Source organism: Ornithinibacillus caprae (genome assembly GCF_009728145.1).
GTDB classification, from domain to species: Bacteria; Bacillota; Bacilli; order Bacillales; family Amphibacillaceae; genus Ornithinibacillus; species Ornithinibacillus caprae.
The window spans coordinates 20,782-34,476 of record NZ_WOCA01000025.1 but is presented as its reverse complement, the minus strand read 5'-3'; the positions used below and the strand labels follow the sequence as shown (position 1 = coordinate 34,476).

At 33.1% G+C, this 13,695-nt stretch carries 19 protein-coding genes and 2 pseudogenes; 1 reads left to right on the top strand and 20 read right to left on the bottom strand.

All coding sequences use genetic code 11. The features are described from left to right. Positions 1-226: 226 nt before the first annotated feature. The 18 genes and pseudogenes from GMD78_RS20115 to GMD78_RS20035 all read right to left on the bottom strand — a co-directional run bounded on the left by GMD78_RS20115 (position 227) and on the right by GMD78_RS20035 (position 11,288). Positions 227-688 carry a hypothetical protein gene (locus GMD78_RS20115; protein WP_155671630.1) on the bottom strand — a complete coding sequence of 154 codons (462 nt, stop codon included), beginning with the start codon at positions 686-688 and terminating at the stop codon, positions 227-229. A gap of 168 nt (positions 689-856) precedes the next feature. Then, positions 857-1,525 carry a hypothetical protein gene (locus GMD78_RS20110; protein WP_155671628.1) on the bottom strand — a complete coding sequence of 223 codons (669 nt, stop codon included), beginning with the start codon at positions 1,523-1,525 and terminating at the stop codon, positions 857-859. Next, entirely contained in the window at positions 1,509-1,709 is a 201-nt protein-coding gene (locus GMD78_RS21685; RefSeq protein ID WP_246187720.1) for an RNA polymerase sigma factor, read from the bottom strand. Before GMD78_RS21685 ends, GMD78_RS20110 begins: the two co-directional genes overlap by 17 nt. 34 nt (positions 1,710-1,743) lie before the next feature. After that, positions 1,744-2,040, bottom strand: coding sequence for an RNA polymerase sigma factor (locus GMD78_RS21680; protein WP_246187719.1), 297 nt, complete (start codon positions 2,038-2,040; stop codon positions 1,744-1,746). Positions 2,041-2,215: 175 nt separating this feature from the next. Then, positions 2,216-2,761 (bottom strand): annotated as a pseudogene (locus GMD78_RS20100) (isochorismatase family protein). Between the two features lie 44 nt (positions 2,762-2,805). Beyond that, positions 2,806-4,224 (bottom strand): ATP-binding cassette domain-containing protein, encoded by a 1,419-nt coding sequence (locus tag GMD78_RS20095; RefSeq protein ID WP_246187718.1) that lies wholly within the window; start codon positions 4,222-4,224, stop codon positions 2,806-2,808. Positions 4,225-4,315: 91 nt separating this feature from the next. Beyond that, positions 4,316-4,897, bottom strand: a complete 582-nt coding sequence (locus tag GMD78_RS20090) for a zf-HC2 domain-containing protein (RefSeq protein WP_155671624.1) — start codon at positions 4,895-4,897, stop codon at positions 4,316-4,318. Next, entirely contained in the window at positions 4,894-5,397 is a 504-nt protein-coding gene (locus GMD78_RS20085) for an RNA polymerase sigma factor (protein ID WP_155671622.1), read from the bottom strand. Before GMD78_RS20085 ends, GMD78_RS20090 begins: the two co-directional genes overlap by 4 nt. A 199-nt stretch (positions 5,398-5,596) precedes the next feature. After that, entirely contained in the window at positions 5,597-5,836 is a 240-nt protein-coding gene (locus GMD78_RS20080; RefSeq protein ID WP_196493881.1) for a hypothetical protein, read from the bottom strand. 27 nt (positions 5,837-5,863) lie between these two features. Then, positions 5,864-6,094 (bottom strand): hypothetical protein, encoded by a 231-nt coding sequence (locus tag GMD78_RS20075; protein WP_155671618.1) that lies wholly within the window; start codon positions 6,092-6,094, stop codon positions 5,864-5,866. Between the two features lie 44 nt (positions 6,095-6,138). Then, the gene (locus GMD78_RS20070; protein WP_343042455.1) at positions 6,139-6,477 is read right to left on the bottom strand and encodes an ASCH domain-containing protein; all 339 of its coding nucleotides are present in this window, start codon (positions 6,475-6,477) and stop codon (positions 6,139-6,141) included. Between the two features lie 117 nt (positions 6,478-6,594). Further along, positions 6,595-7,037: pseudogene (locus GMD78_RS20065) on the bottom strand (GNAT family N-acetyltransferase). Between the two features lie 245 nt (positions 7,038-7,282). Beyond that, entirely contained in the window at positions 7,283-7,882 is a 600-nt protein-coding gene (locus GMD78_RS20060; protein WP_155671616.1) for a class I SAM-dependent methyltransferase, read from the bottom strand. Between the two features lie 109 nt (positions 7,883-7,991). After that, a complete protein-coding gene (locus GMD78_RS20055) occupies positions 7,992-8,588 on the bottom strand; it encodes a class I SAM-dependent methyltransferase (protein ID WP_155671614.1) in 597 nt (198 codons plus the stop codon). 212 nt (positions 8,589-8,800) lie between these two features. Continuing rightward, positions 8,801-9,097 carry an RNA polymerase alpha subunit C-terminal domain-containing protein gene (locus tag GMD78_RS20050; protein ID WP_425495067.1) on the bottom strand — a complete coding sequence of 99 codons (297 nt, stop codon included), beginning with the start codon at positions 9,095-9,097 and terminating at the stop codon, positions 8,801-8,803. A gap of 109 nt (positions 9,098-9,206) precedes the next feature. After that, positions 9,207-9,776: a DUF4256 domain-containing protein gene (locus GMD78_RS20045; protein ID WP_155671610.1), complete on the bottom strand. Its 570-nt coding sequence runs from the start codon at positions 9,774-9,776 to the stop codon at positions 9,207-9,209. A 506-nt stretch (positions 9,777-10,282) separates the two neighbouring features. Next, on the bottom strand, positions 10,283-10,822 hold the full coding sequence (locus GMD78_RS20040) for a helicase (RefSeq protein WP_155671608.1): 540 nt from the start codon (positions 10,820-10,822) through the stop codon (positions 10,283-10,285). Positions 10,823-10,880: 58 nt separating this feature from the next. Then, a complete protein-coding gene (locus tag GMD78_RS20035; protein WP_155671606.1) occupies positions 10,881-11,288 on the bottom strand; it encodes an NUDIX hydrolase in 408 nt (135 codons plus the stop codon). A 376-nt stretch (positions 11,289-11,664) separates the two neighbouring features. Here GMD78_RS20035 and GMD78_RS20030 point away from each other — a divergent pair, with 376 nt between their 5' ends. Next, positions 11,665-12,117 carry an AraC family transcriptional regulator gene (locus GMD78_RS20030; RefSeq protein ID WP_155671604.1) on the top strand — a complete coding sequence of 151 codons (453 nt, stop codon included), beginning with the start codon at positions 11,665-11,667 and terminating at the stop codon, positions 12,115-12,117. A 275-nt stretch (positions 12,118-12,392) separates the two neighbouring features. Here GMD78_RS20030 and GMD78_RS20025 read toward each other — a convergent pair whose 3' ends face one another. Both GMD78_RS20025 and GMD78_RS20020 read right to left on the bottom strand, forming a co-directional pair. Beyond that, positions 12,393-12,914, bottom strand: coding sequence for an alpha/beta fold hydrolase (locus GMD78_RS20025; RefSeq protein ID WP_343042454.1), 522 nt, complete (start codon positions 12,912-12,914; stop codon positions 12,393-12,395). Between the two features lie 183 nt (positions 12,915-13,097). Next, the gene (locus GMD78_RS20020) at positions 13,098-13,661 is read right to left on the bottom strand and encodes an LOG family protein (protein WP_155671602.1); all 564 of its coding nucleotides are present in this window, start codon (positions 13,659-13,661) and stop codon (positions 13,098-13,100) included. Between the last annotated feature and the right edge of the window lie 34 nt (positions 13,662-13,695).

The window sequence follows — 13,695 nt, the reverse complement described above, 5'->3', positions numbered from 1 at the left end:
GAGTCTCCGCCTTCGTTAGTATTAAGAAATCGCTTTACTGCTTCAATTTTTTCTCTTGAAGAAAATTTAGCCATAAAAAACTACACCTCCAATTGTTATTTGTGTCTAACAATTGGGGTGCAGTTCAATTATGATCGCCTGAGTTAATCTTGTTGCTTCCGTTACAATAAGTACCTGCATCCTTAGCAAAGTAACCGATTAGCCAATTTTACTATGTTAAACAAATTTAATCCTGTTTAATAATGTTATCTTGCCATTTTTGGTAAAAATAGATGATAACAGCTAGTATAACCATTATGACAAATATGCCAAAATGCCCCATATTGTTAAGTTCATAAATCCCAAAGTATATTAATATATTGAGACCAACAAAAGCATAAATGGCATCCACAATTGCATTAGAAAGAATATAAATAAAAAAAGACTTATTAAAAGTAAAATGAAAAATCCAAATCGTACCAGCTATAAATACACCATATGTTAATGGAAAACTCGTGATATGTCCCCATGGTACAATTTTCTCTTGCACGATCCACCACTCAAAAACGTAACCCATTTCAAAAACTATCGTAACTAATAGAGAAGCAAATATAGCTACAGGCATAAACCGCTTTAAAGAATGTTTTTTAATAAAAAGCAAAGATATCCACGGTATAATAATCATAAGCCATAGGAGAATTTGGGCCATTAATAAACCTCCTCTTTCATCCATAGCTTTTGAAATTCTGGTGAATGTATACCTATAAAGAAAAAACCAAATCATATGCGATTAGGTCTGCAAAATAGTATGCTGATTCGTATGTTTTTCCACTGAAACGGAACTTATTATTAAAACATCGCTCTCCTTGTTTAACGATCAATCCTTCACTTCAACCACAATAGTTCCAAACAGTTTTTCACCAATATAAGCATCAAGACGCCATAAACCAGAACTTGGAAATGTAATAACTGTATGTTGAGATGATTGGGCTTCTAGTATACCTAAATAATCATTCTCAGGGTATCCGATCATTTCCCAACCATTTGAGTCAACTAATATTATTTCTTCACCCGTTTCTCTATGAATACCAACTAAAATGAAATTTTCTTCATTTAATTGTTCTAGGTCATCTCCCCAAAAAAACCATCTTGTTTTTCCTGGGTTACCAGCAGTTAATTCCATATCAAGGAATGCGACCTCGCCTTTAACTCCCCTAAACACTCTTTCGACACCATCTACCTCCACGGTAAACGGTGAAGTAACCTCCCAATTCCCCTCAACTTCCGTATTCATTCCACGATTTAGTCCCATATCATCAAGAATAACTTTGTTATACAAGATATACCCACCAACAACTAAAAATAATGCTATCGTAATAGATGATAGAATAGGGTTCATTAATGCCACATATTTTTTCTTCTTTTTAGATTTGTCGATACCTTCCAGTATATTTGATAACATTTCCTTTTCATCAACTTCACTTACATCAATTGTATTAAAGGAATGAAAAACATCTTCAATTTCGTAGTTATTTAATTGGTTCATGTTCATATCCCCCCTTGACCATTTCTTGCTTTAATGCAGCTAATCCTCTAAATAACGTATTCTTAACTTTACTTTCATCCCAATCAAGTACCTCAGCAGTTTCATGGATGGAAAGTTCTTTAATCTTTCTTAGAATAATAACTTCCTGGTATGACCTTTTTAACTTTCTTAGTGACTGATACAATTGTTCTTCAACTTCTCCTAGTTCTGCTATACGTTCAGGGCAAGGATCGTTCGACGGCATGGATGCAAATGTTTCGATCATGAAACGTTAAAGGCTTTTTCTTGCGCAAAAAATCAATGGTTACGTTCCGAGCAATTCGATAAAGCCAATTTTTATCACTTGTAATTCCTTGGAAAGTTGCCATCGTTTCATAGGCTTTTATAAATGTATCTTGAGTTAAATCCTTTGCTTGGTCATGATCTCCTACCATCATTAGAATATACCGATAAATTCCTTTGTAATATAACAGGTACCATTCCTGTATTTTCTGTTTCTTAAAACTATCCCCCAAATAAATCACCTCTCTGTTGAATTCTTCATCTTAAGGACGATTACCTCTCGAATAAGTTTCGCAATATTTTAATTTTTTCTGCTGAAAAAATCGCGAGAATTCACATTACATTCTCGCGATAAATTTTGCCTATTCTATTAATAACCTAGATTGAACCTGCACATTGACATAACAATTATCGATAACTGTTGTGAATATGTTGAAACAAATCTTCATTCGCATTTCTTACAATTGAAAAATTGTCTACATTATAATGACCGTGAAGTACCTCATTGTGGTGGTGAATGATTTGTTGGGCAGTTAAGTTTTTAGAATCAGAAGTAGAATGGCCATCTCCAACCAATGTTACATCAAAATGATTAATCGTTGCCGTTCTAACAGCTGTATCAATACAATGTTCCGTCTTACTCCCATTATTACTAGATGCTCTACATTGTTTTGATCTAAATGTTCCTTTAAAGGAGTTCCATAAAACGAATTAGTAGCTGCTTTATCAAAAATGACTGCTGTGGAGGGCACTTTTATGTCGTTATGTATTTGGAATCCTGATCCCTTTCCATTTGATACATCTGTATCTCTTATAAAAACGATCAGAATGTTCTCTTTTAACGCTTTTTGAATTACCATGTTAATGTTACTGACTATCAAATACACCCTGTTCTTCTTTGTTACCTTCTATTAATTCCTGTTGAGCATCAATTATTAATAATGATTGTTTCAATACTTCTCCCCCTTAAGTAGTTATTTCTTATTAATCTTAAATATTCAAGATATTAATTCTATTTTTTTAGTAGCTATGGCATCAACGAAATATTCATTATGGTCAACCCCAATCATCGTTGGCCGATAGTACGTTATAGAATCAATAAGCTGCTGAATAACCATCATATCCAAGTAATTGGTCACTTCATCCCAAATATACAATTCATTTTTTCCTAATAGTGCATTCGCTAAAAATACTTTTTTCTGCTCTCCAGAACTCCAGTTTTTACTAGATTTATCCGAAAAACTGGATCGATGGATACCTAATTGATGTAACAGATGCCAAAATTCTTCTTTTTCTTCTCTAGTAGTTAATTGATCGATCAATGAAGAATAATCCACATCTTCTTGACGTTTTTGACTTAGAATCGATAAATGTTCAGGTAGGTTTATAGTATAATTACCCATAGTTTCTAGTTGTTCTTTGCCAAGGATAAAATGTAATAGAGTAGATTTACCGACACCATTTTTTCCTTCAATAAAAAATCGATCAGTTGGATATACATCTATATTGATAGGTTCAAAAAGTGGATGACCATTTCTCAAAATAGAAAAATCCCGAAAGAACATTACCTGTTTTCTAGGTTGTTCCACAATCATTTTAAGATCTGAATCATTCTCGACATTATTAATAAGAGCTCGCTTTTCCTCCACCATCTCTACCGTTCTTTTTTTAATTGCTTTTGCTCGTTTCATTTGTTTCGCAGCTACTCGTCTTTCGGCAGCATCTTTTGTACTATTTTCTTTTTTAATCCCCCAACTATTCACTTGCCGTGAAACATCATTAAGCCGGTTAATTTCAGCTCTAAGCTTGGAATTCTTTTCCTCGGAAAGCAAGTCGGCATTTTCTTTTTCATACTTCCATGTATCAATGTTTCCCGTAATCAGATCAATAGATTCTTTGTTTATTGATAGAATATGATCAACAAATTGATTTAAGAAAGATTCATCATGACTGATTACAATATATCCTTTTTTACTATTTAGATATTGGCCAACTACCTGTCTACCATGCAAATCTAAATTATTCGTTGGTTCATCGATTAACGGAAAAGAGTTTTCATTCAAGAAAAGTTCGATGAGTAATAGCTTTGTTTGTTCCCCACCACTTAACACATTAAATTTTTTATGTAGCATGTCATGTGGTAAATCCATATACGTTAACTCCCGTTCCATTTGCCAGATCTCTACATTGGAATTATGTCTTTGTAGCACTTCTATAGCAGTTAAATCTTCATCACGATCAGGATATAACGGAAAATATTTGAACTCTAACGTTGACTGTATTGTACCTTTATACTCTAGCTCGTTTAAAAGAATTTTTAAAAAAGTCGTTTTTCCTCTACCATTTCTGCCAATCAACCCTAACTTCCAATTTTCATTGATGTTTAGATTAACATCTTTAAAAATAGGTTTGATCATTGATATATATGTAAAAGTCATATTTTTTATTAGAATATTCCCTCTGATTTTTATCAACTCCTTTAAAAACGGCTTTTAGCATTCCTTTACTTTAATTGCTATATAGCTTCATTCCAGAAATGAAAGTAATTACTGCGAGAAGCGCTAATCGTAACCATGCCAAACAAAGCCAAAACCATCCTCTATATACAAGAACAGGTGATGATCCGTAGTCGTCCGCATACACACCCACATTCCAAAATAGCTTCAAAGAAATGAAGAATGAAAATAAACTCAAAACAAAAATGACGATGGTGAACCCTCTTTTTTCAACATTTACTTCTTTTCCTGCTCTTATGAAGTAAATCAATGTAAAAATGCATAATACCCCTACAACTATTGCCATATTAAAGAACACCAAGGAACCAATAAGAACACCAATTAAAATAGCAATAAACAACATGTTATACATTCTACGTTGAATACCTTTCAATAGCTTTTGATCATTTTTATCCACATCTTCATCCAATGAATCAGTATCATTAGGTAAATCTCTTTCAATATTTCTAAGATAATTCGTACAATCTTCACAAGAATGAAGGTGCTCCTCAATAAATTGAGTACTATTTTCACTTGTAAGGTTTTCTACATACATAGGGATTAAATCCTTTATAATATCACAATTTTTTTTCATACCTCTTCACCTCCATACATAATTGCGGACAGTTTATTTTTGGCTCGATAGAAATTAACCCTTGCCCATGTATCAGACTGATTAAATATTTCACCTATTTCTTTAAAACTTAATTCATTATAGAAACGTAAAATAATAATCTCTTGCTGTGATGGTTTTAATTTTTTTAAAGCATGTAATACATGGATCGATTCTTCTTTTTTCTCATATATATTCTCCGGTGTTTCCTGATTTGAATTTTCTTTTTGAAATGAATTTAGATCAGCTACAGGTTCGACTTTTTCATTTTTCTTCAGATAATTGAAAAAGGTATATTTGGCAATTTGATAAAGCCATGTAGAAATTTTACTATGGCCTTTAAAACGATGAATGGATGTAAGGACTTGAAAAAATGTTTCTTGTGTCAATTCCTCAGCAATAAATTTGTCTCTTGATAAATAAAATAAATACTTATAAATCTGCTTTTCGTATTTCGTGTATAACTGTTTAAACTCATCCAATTATGTACCTCCTTTCAAAGTCCTCAGTATATAAGTGTCTGAATCCAATAAAACGTTACATTATTTTATGATTAGAAAGGCATTCTCTAATTCCTGATTGGTGAATTTAGGAAAGTTTATACTTTCCTATCTACCAAAATAATAAAAGGGTAGGATTTCCCCTACCCTCACTTTCACCAATTCTGCCCTAGTAAGACTATTAATATAGATCATAGTTAAGTGAATCTTCCATTTGATTCGTTTGTTCATTGTAATACACTAAAAAATCTTTTCCACTATTTAATTCACGGACCTTAGCTGCATACTCAAATGCACCGTAATTTCCCATATTATCATATAAAACATCATAGATTTCATATTGATTAATCTCATAGTTTCCCTCTAAATATTCTTCTGCCTGTTCAATTACCTTCTCTTCTTCTGCTTTTTTAGGAGTCATCTCAACAATAAATATCAACACAAGATATTAAGGTAATTTTTTCAATTCTTTATAAAAACTCCGAACAGAAAAGAACAAAAATATAACAAAAAGTATCATAACTATTATTCTATTTACTGTATTCGGTTCCCCAAGTATAAGAGTCAATACATCATAAAATGAAAATGGAATTCCAAACCAATCTAGTACAGCAGGTAAAATAAATAATCCAATAATAAAACCTATTATCAAATGAAAGACATAACTTTTTCTAGTCATTAAATCCCTTCTTTCCTGTATTCTGAACATAATATATCTATAAATTAATATTTAATTGTAATTGCTAATGTTCCCCATTCCTTTTCTTGTTTAGGGGTGTATATTTCATAAGTTCCATCAATCATTGCTTTAATTGTCCAACCTTTGCAATCGAACTCTTCGAAGGGAATATCTTCAAACATTGCTTGAAATGTATCGTATGTTCTAAGATCTGTTACCTGAACTTGTAATGTGTCATTTTGTTCAGGGAGTTTAATAAATTCAATAGTATCACCAACTCTAATTTTTCTTCTTTTTTCATCATTCAAACGAACCTCAACTTTCTTTTTCCCCTCTTTAATTGCATTAAAATATTCACCATATAAACCCATTTGATGCAACACTCAATATTCTCCTCATTATGTATGTTTGTCATTAAATTAAAGTTTACTATTGTGTTAACTGCGTCATTACTACATTTACAGTAGGAAAACTGCAACCCAACATTTCCTTCACTAAAACTATCCATTACTTAAAGACTTTTTGAACACATAACTTACTTTGACATAATCCATTCGGCTTTCATAAAAACGATGTGCGTCAGTGCGTTGTAACCCAGAAGACAAAGCAACACTTTCATAATTGTTTTCCTTTGCCCACTCATGTACATATGAAATTAGTTTTTCACCGTACCCTTTAGAACGGTTAGTTATATCCGTTACTAAATCACATACCCAGACAAACCTACCATAATACAGTGTGATCATTGGCTTAAAACCAGTTACAGCAATGATTTCTCCTTCATTAATTAAAGCAAACATTTTATAACCATCTTTCTCTTTTGCTTCTAAAACTAAATCAAGATATTTCTGTTCATCAAGTGAGTTCTCAATTGTTTCATAACTGGGTATGCTTCTAAAATTTCATTTTGTGATTGAAGTTCTTTAATTGTTAATGGATCCATGACCATTCCCCTTTTATTTAAAATTAGCTTCGTTCAACACACTTCAATACTAACATAATCTTCCAAATAAATTATCAAAATCTGCAAAAAAGAAGATGACCACCATGTGTTGATCACCTTTTTTAACTTTTTTCGATTCCATTTTAATGACCCTATAACAATGACTCTATAACACTTTTGCCTCTATCACCAAGTTTTCAAGAAGTCGCTCCGTTAATTGAACAAACCACCATTTTTAGAAGACCTTATGGTTTTGCCCATATCAAATATAGATAACCTACCAGGTAACGCTCTTCCTTAATAAGTTTTAAATCAGATTTTTTTACAATATCAGAAATATTTCTGTTTTGGTGACACCCTACAACCTTTAGCATCAATGGATCCAAGGATTTTTGCACCCCTGCCAAAAGTTTGTTTGTGCTAATGCCGTGTTCCATCAAAAGTATTTTCCCTTCTGGCTTACACCACTTTTGAAAGTTGTTTAGCACATTGACAGGTTCTTGGTAAGCACATAAACTGCCAGAAGATATAATAGTATCAAAACTGTTTTCGTTAAATTTAACCGTTTCAACATCTTTTTGCATAAGTGTTGTTTTAAAAGGATAATCTTTTGCCGCATTTTCTGCTGTTTTCAACATTTCATGACTAAAATCCAATCCTGTCAATTCAATATCTCTACTGTAGAAGGGAAAATTAAGTCCAGAACCAATGGCAACTTCCAAAACCTTTCCGGTGGCTTCTTGAAAAATTCGTTGACGATACTTATTAACTTGATCGTTATTTCGTCGTTTATTGTATTTTTTCGCCTGTTTATCATACTTCTTAATTAATGATTGACGATCCATACCATCCCTCGATCTCCTATCAATTTAGGCAATTTTAACTTTGAATGTCTCACTATATGTTTTTAATTCATCTGATTGTTCCCGCTCGATTTTAGATTACTGATGTCGTCTACTTTATACTACTCGAAATAAACATTGAGGCATCTTGATTCATAAAAATACGATTTCCATGATAGAATGTTTTCATTTCAATTGATTTATATCCAACTTCGGATAATAATTTTTTCAACTCTTCATGCGAAAAACCGTTATGAACTTTCGGATGGTATACTTTATCGTTTTTGTCAAAATCAATAATAATTAGCTTGCCACCATCATTTAAAATGTTGAACATTTCATGTAAAATTTTTTTAGTATCTGGAATATGAAGAAGGACTAGTGACATTAAAACAATGTCTGTCTTATGTTCAGGAGTTTGTTTTGTAAAGTCAGAATACAATACTTTATAGTTGGTAATTCCTTTGTGAGAAATTTTAGCTTTCGCAACCTTCAACATTTGTTCTGATGAATCCACAAGTAAAATAGATTCTACTAAATCTGATAATTCTAGACTGATTAGACCAGTACCACTCCCATAGTCAATTAAAGATTTTGATTTACTGTTTCGTAATTCTTGTCTTACTTCCTTAACTATAACTTTAGCTAATTCTTTTCTTTCTTCTGTATCATATTTTTTTGCCATCTGTTCAAAAACGTTATTTTCCATATCATCATTCTCCTATTTTTTGTAAGAAAGTTTTACTTTTGTCCATTAACAATACTCACAGTTTATATTTTCATTTGTCATACGGTATTAGTATTAGTTTGGTTTCAAAATTAAAATTTGCCAAAAAGAAAAAGTGATCACTCCGATGATCACCTTATTTAACTCTTACCCCGTAAATTTAAAAAACTATGTCACATATTTTAGATTATTATTTATTCTTTAAATGATAACCCTTCTTCCTCTAATGAAGTTCTCATAATTGGTAAGGAAGCTGGTCCAATACCATGAATTTTTAAAATTTCTTTTTCAGTGTACATTGATAGCTCTTGCAAAGTGTCAATCCCTTCGTGAACCAATGCATTTCTTGCAGGTGAACTGAGTTTCGAAAGGAAGCCGCTTTTAGGCTTATTCTCTTTATCGCAGGTAGGGCAACTAGAACACTCACTACTTTTATAATACTTATGTCCCTTTTCACAAATCCTTAAACTTCTTTTCACTGCCAAAATCATCCCTCCAAAAAATTCAAAATTGGATTACAGATAATGGGTCCATCTTCGATCTCGAGGTAACGCACCCAGAAAGAAATTACAGCCCCCCCCTATGTACGTTCTACAAAATTTAAACTCTTAGCGAACCACGGAACCCTCTGGCAGCATAGTAGGAGTCTGCACCATTGTGATACACGAAGACATGACCGAAGCGATAATCGCAAAAAAGGGCACCACCGAGTTCTCTAATATCAGAGGGTGTTTGCACCCAGCTTGACGTTTTCTTATCAAAAATTCCAAATTTCTGCAACGCCCGATATTGTTCTTCCGTTAAAAGTTCAATGCCCATGGCAGCTGCCATATCAATAGCGTTATTTTCTGGTTTATGCTTTTTCCTTGACTCCAGTGCTTCACGATCGTAACAAACACTTCTTCGCCCTTTAGGACTTTCCGCTGAACAATCATAAAAAATGTACTCGTCTTTCTTTTTATCATGTTCAACAACATCCGGTTCACCACCAGTTCTTTCCATTTCATGGAGAGACCACAGTTTGTCTGTATTAGCCTCCAGCTTCTCTTGGACTTTAGCCCATTCTATTCCTTTATGACGGTCCATATTTTTCTCAAAACGAGCTTTCAATACTTTGAGTAATTCTTCACGTTGTTCTACTGATAATTCCTCTTTATTACTCTCTGTCATGTTTATTTCCTCCTTATTGATTAACTCATAATGGTTTAAGTATATATTATAATTAGGTTATTAATAAATTATTTCCAAAACTAGTTGGATGAAAATGTTAATGCGGCGGTTTAGTTCAATAATGGCAACACATTAATAACTGGCTCTTCATAGGGATGAACCTTTGTTATAATGTTTTTCACTTCTCCTACCTTCGTATATAAGCATGTAAATTCCATTTTACATTCAGTCCCAAAAGATACTTCACCAACATTACCGTTGAAAGGAGCTGACCCTTCAAGTGGTCTCCATTCGTTTTTTTAGTTAACTCACCCGATAGTTTGTAGTGACAATATCCTGCTTTTTCACATCCACTTAAAACTAAAAGTGTTGAAATAATGACAATAAACATATACTCGATGAATGTTTTGTTAGCTTTCAACAATCGCTACACACTCCTTTTAACAATTTCTGAATGCAACCTAACAGTATTGTTTTTACATTAGAAAAGGTGATCCGTTATTCGATCACCTTTTACAAAAGATAAAATGATCATCAGAATTCCAAACATGAAGATGATCAGCAATGTATCCGCGTAGCCACAACACGCCATTCATTCGTCTAAGATAAAAACCTTTCGGAAATTCATCGTCGTCAGTTAGTATCTCCGAAGCTATGGTAATAGACCCTGATGGAGCTTGATGACGTTGTAAAGGATTCCCCGAATAACCTTCAGGCTGATCCAGATACTTCAGCCTTAGGTGAGGCCCCAGCTCAAGCGGACACATTTCCAAACCAAGTTCGCCCGCTCTTTTAAAGATCTGAGGGGTAGTAGCTCCATCAGAAAACCCAAGGTCTCCAACGGTTAGTTCAACGGTCTTAAGGCTGTACTTTGTATCAGAAGTCATAAATCTTCCATCAGCTAATAGCATCTCACCATACTTATTCATTAAAATAGCGTGCTGTTGCAATTTCTGGATAAGTTGTGATTTCGTTAGTCCGCCAACCTCCAATGTTCTATGAACAACCGGGCAATTAGGGTATGTTTGCTCATTCTCGTGACACATTCATAGTCACTCCTAACAATTTGATCCATAGGCTATTAAACTGGTATATTGAATCGTATTAAAAGTCAACATAAAAAGGATGTGTGCTTTCGTCTAAGCAATATTCAATTCTTTGTCTAAAATTCTTTAAAGTTACCATTTCCAACGCTTTTTTAATTGGAAAAAAGCCAACTTCTAAACTCTCCGAACTCGTAGTTGGCTCTCCTCCGATAACTTTACCCAAAAATAATGTATTACAAATCGAACGCTCTACGTTTTGAAAGATTCCACAAAATTTAGTAACCTCTATATCTATACCGGATTCCTCTTTCGTTTCTCTAATTGCTGCCTCTTTAAGTGATTCCCCCTCTTCAACTTGTCCACCAGGCATTTCCCATCCTCTACGTGGTCCTTTTATTAATAAAATTTCATTTTCGTCGTTTATTACAATAGTGGCTGCAGAAACAATATGCTTCGGTGGGTTCATAGATTCATCTCCTAAATAATCGATTATTTTGATAGCTAATAAGAATTCTTACTTCAACAACCCTTCTTTATTAGTTCACTATCTCTACATTTAATACTAACATAATATTCCAAAAATATTATCAATTTTTACAGAATAAAGGTGATCTTTTTATCATCTTTTTTAATACTACCTTTAGTCCTATCCCCTCTTGCATAAAACGATATGATATATTCTTCATCCTACTCCGTTGGTTCAATTAAAAACAACTTTCCTAATTCTAGTTACCACTTTAAATTTTAACAGAAAATTTTAAAAATATACTGTAAATATATTTTTAATCATGCTACATTCTACATGTGTCAACCAAATAATGATAATGGAAGGAAGAAAAATTATGAAATTCAAAGCCGAAACACTACCAAACTGTCGTATCGCTTACGTAAGACGAGTTGGTCCATATGGTCCAGCCAATATTAAAGTAATGGAGAAGTTAAAAAAATGGGCTAAGGAGAAAAATCTTCTAGAATCAGCGACCCTACTCACAATTGCACATGATAATCCAGACACAACACCACCTGACAACTGTAGATTTGATGCTGGAATTGTGATTTCGAAGGACTATTTATTTGATGATTCGATTTGCGAAAGTGAACTCTCTGGTGGAAAATATCTAATATACGAGGTCAATCATACGTCAGTAGATATCCAAAAAGCATATGCTAGTATTTTTCCATCCCTACAAAACAATGGATATCTACTTGATAATAAACCCATCATAGAAAGATATACTGGTGATTTGGTGACCAACCCTTATTGTGAAATATGTGTACCAGTAAAACCCTTATAGATTTTTAAAAATTAATGTTGATACTTAAACATCACAAAAAGTCAAATAAGTAAGAAGAACAAGATCTTATCTAGTACCGAAAAACTTCTTGTTCTTCTAACATATTCTGCACGATCAATAATCCATCAACACGTTCAAAAGATTAAATTATCATTGAATTAGCTTAACTATCTTATTTAACGATTCAACTATTATATCTGGTCGATCACTGTGTATAGAGTGACTTGCATTTTTAGCAAATATCAAATCACTATTCCTGCTTAGATTAGCTTGATTTATAATAAGCTCTTGCCATTTTTCTTCCAATTACTTATTTCAGAATACATCGCTTTATATAAACTAGGGTTTATTTGAAAATTTATGAAGCGTTCCTGTATATCCAATGGTAGTAGTTTTAGTTTTTCTGTAAGAGAAGGATTCACAATTCCTCTTAATTCTTCCTTATTCATTAAAGAATAGGAATAACATTTTCTCATCCAAATTTCGTCAGAATCCTCTCCATCTAACACGGGTAAATCTAACGTATCCAATTCCTCTAAATCTATAGAAGTTGAATCTACTAAAATAACACCTGCAACCTTTAAGGGATGCTCTTTAGCAAAATGCTGTACACATAGTCCCCCATAAGAGTGACCAACTAAAATAAATGGTTCATGTATTTCAAGTTGATACAAAATATCATTTAATTCGTTTACGACCGCTTTCGTATTACGCAGCTCTGAACCAATTTCACTTAATCCAAGTCCAGGTCGATGAAACATTATAACTCTATTTGATTCACTTAATGTTTCTGCCACATCATACCACTCATAAAACGAACAACCCATACCGGTAAGAATTATTATAGGTATACCCTGATCACCTAAAATTTGTATCTCTACCTTTTTATTATTTACTTTTAATAAATGACTAATAACACTTCCCCCCCAATCATTAGACAACTTAGCTTTGATTAGCCTTTATGACAAGAGCTTAGTTAATCACCATTTATGTATATACGTAACTTTATGATTCCTTATTTTGTCTACGAGTTCTTCAGAGTCATTGTCCATTACAATCAAATCCTTATAATCCTTTTTAACAAACCCTTGGTCAATCATATGATCAAAAAGAGACAAAAGAGGAGAATAATAATCATTGATGTTAAGTAATGCACAAGGTTTATTATGATAACCAAGCTGAGCCCAAGTAAACACTTCGAACCATTCTTCTAACGTTCCAGATCCACCTGGCAATGCAATAAACCCATCTGCATGCTCTGCCATTAATGCCTTTCTTTCATGCATCGTTTGAACAACATGAAGCTCTGATAGCTGCTGATGGGCTATTTCAACATTTTTTAACTTCTCAGGTATAACACCAATTACCTTACCACCGGCTTCCATTACAGCATCAGCAACTGCACCCATGCAACCAACTGTTGCTCCTCCATATACAAGGTCTAATCCGTTTTCAACCAAGACCTTTCCAAGATTTTTAGCTTCCTTCATATAGATCGGATCAATTCCCTTACTAGAACCACAATATACTGCAATAGTTTTCATAAATACTCACCTCTAAAAATTAGTAAAGTAATAA

Excerpts from the sequence above, each read along its gene's own strand:
- GMD78_RS20060 (WP_155671616.1), bottom strand. The coding sequence starts at position 7,882 with ATGGATCGTCAATCATTAATTAAGAAGTATGATAAACAGGCGAAAAAA.
- GMD78_RS20090 (WP_155671624.1), bottom strand. The coding sequence starts at position 4,897 with ATGAAAAAAAATTGTGATATTATAAAGGATTTAATCCCTATGTATGTA.
- GMD78_RS20020 (WP_155671602.1), bottom strand. The coding sequence starts at position 13,661 with ATGAAAACTATTGCAGTATATTGTGGTTCTAGTAAGGGAATTGATCCG.
- GMD78_RS20110 (WP_155671628.1), bottom strand. The coding sequence starts at position 1,525 with ATGAACCAATTAAATAACTACGAAATTGAAGATGTTTTTCATTCCTTT.
- GMD78_RS20050 (WP_425495067.1), bottom strand. The coding sequence starts at position 9,097 with ATGATTTTGGCAGTGAAAAGAAGTTTAAGGATTTGTGAAAAGGGACAT.
- GMD78_RS20045 (WP_155671610.1), bottom strand. The coding sequence starts at position 9,776 with ATGACAGAGAGTAATAAAGAGGAATTATCAGTAGAACAACGTGAAGAA.
- GMD78_RS20075 (WP_155671618.1), bottom strand. The coding sequence starts at position 6,094 with ATGACTAGAAAAAGTTATGTCTTTCATTTGATAATAGGTTTTATTATT.
- GMD78_RS20115 (WP_155671630.1), bottom strand. The coding sequence starts at position 688 with ATGGCCCAAATTCTCCTATGGCTTATGATTATTATACCGTGGATATCT.
- GMD78_RS20080 (WP_196493881.1), bottom strand. The coding sequence starts at position 5,836 with ATGACTCCTAAAAAAGCAGAAGAAGAGAAGGTAATTGAACAGGCAGAA.
- GMD78_RS20095 (WP_246187718.1), bottom strand. The coding sequence starts at position 4,224 with ATGATCAAACCTATTTTTAAAGATGTTAATCTAAACATCAATGAAAAT.
- GMD78_RS20030 (WP_155671604.1), top strand. The coding sequence starts at position 11,665 with ATGAAATTCAAAGCCGAAACACTACCAAACTGTCGTATCGCTTACGTA.
- GMD78_RS20035 (WP_155671606.1), bottom strand. The coding sequence starts at position 11,288 with ATGAACCCACCGAAGCATATTGTTTCTGCAGCCACTATTGTAATAAAC.
- GMD78_RS20040 (WP_155671608.1), bottom strand. The coding sequence starts at position 10,822 with ATGTGTCACGAGAATGAGCAAACATACCCTAATTGCCCGGTTGTTCAT.
- GMD78_RS20055 (WP_155671614.1), bottom strand. The coding sequence starts at position 8,588 with ATGGAAAATAACGTTTTTGAACAGATGGCAAAAAAATATGATACAGAA.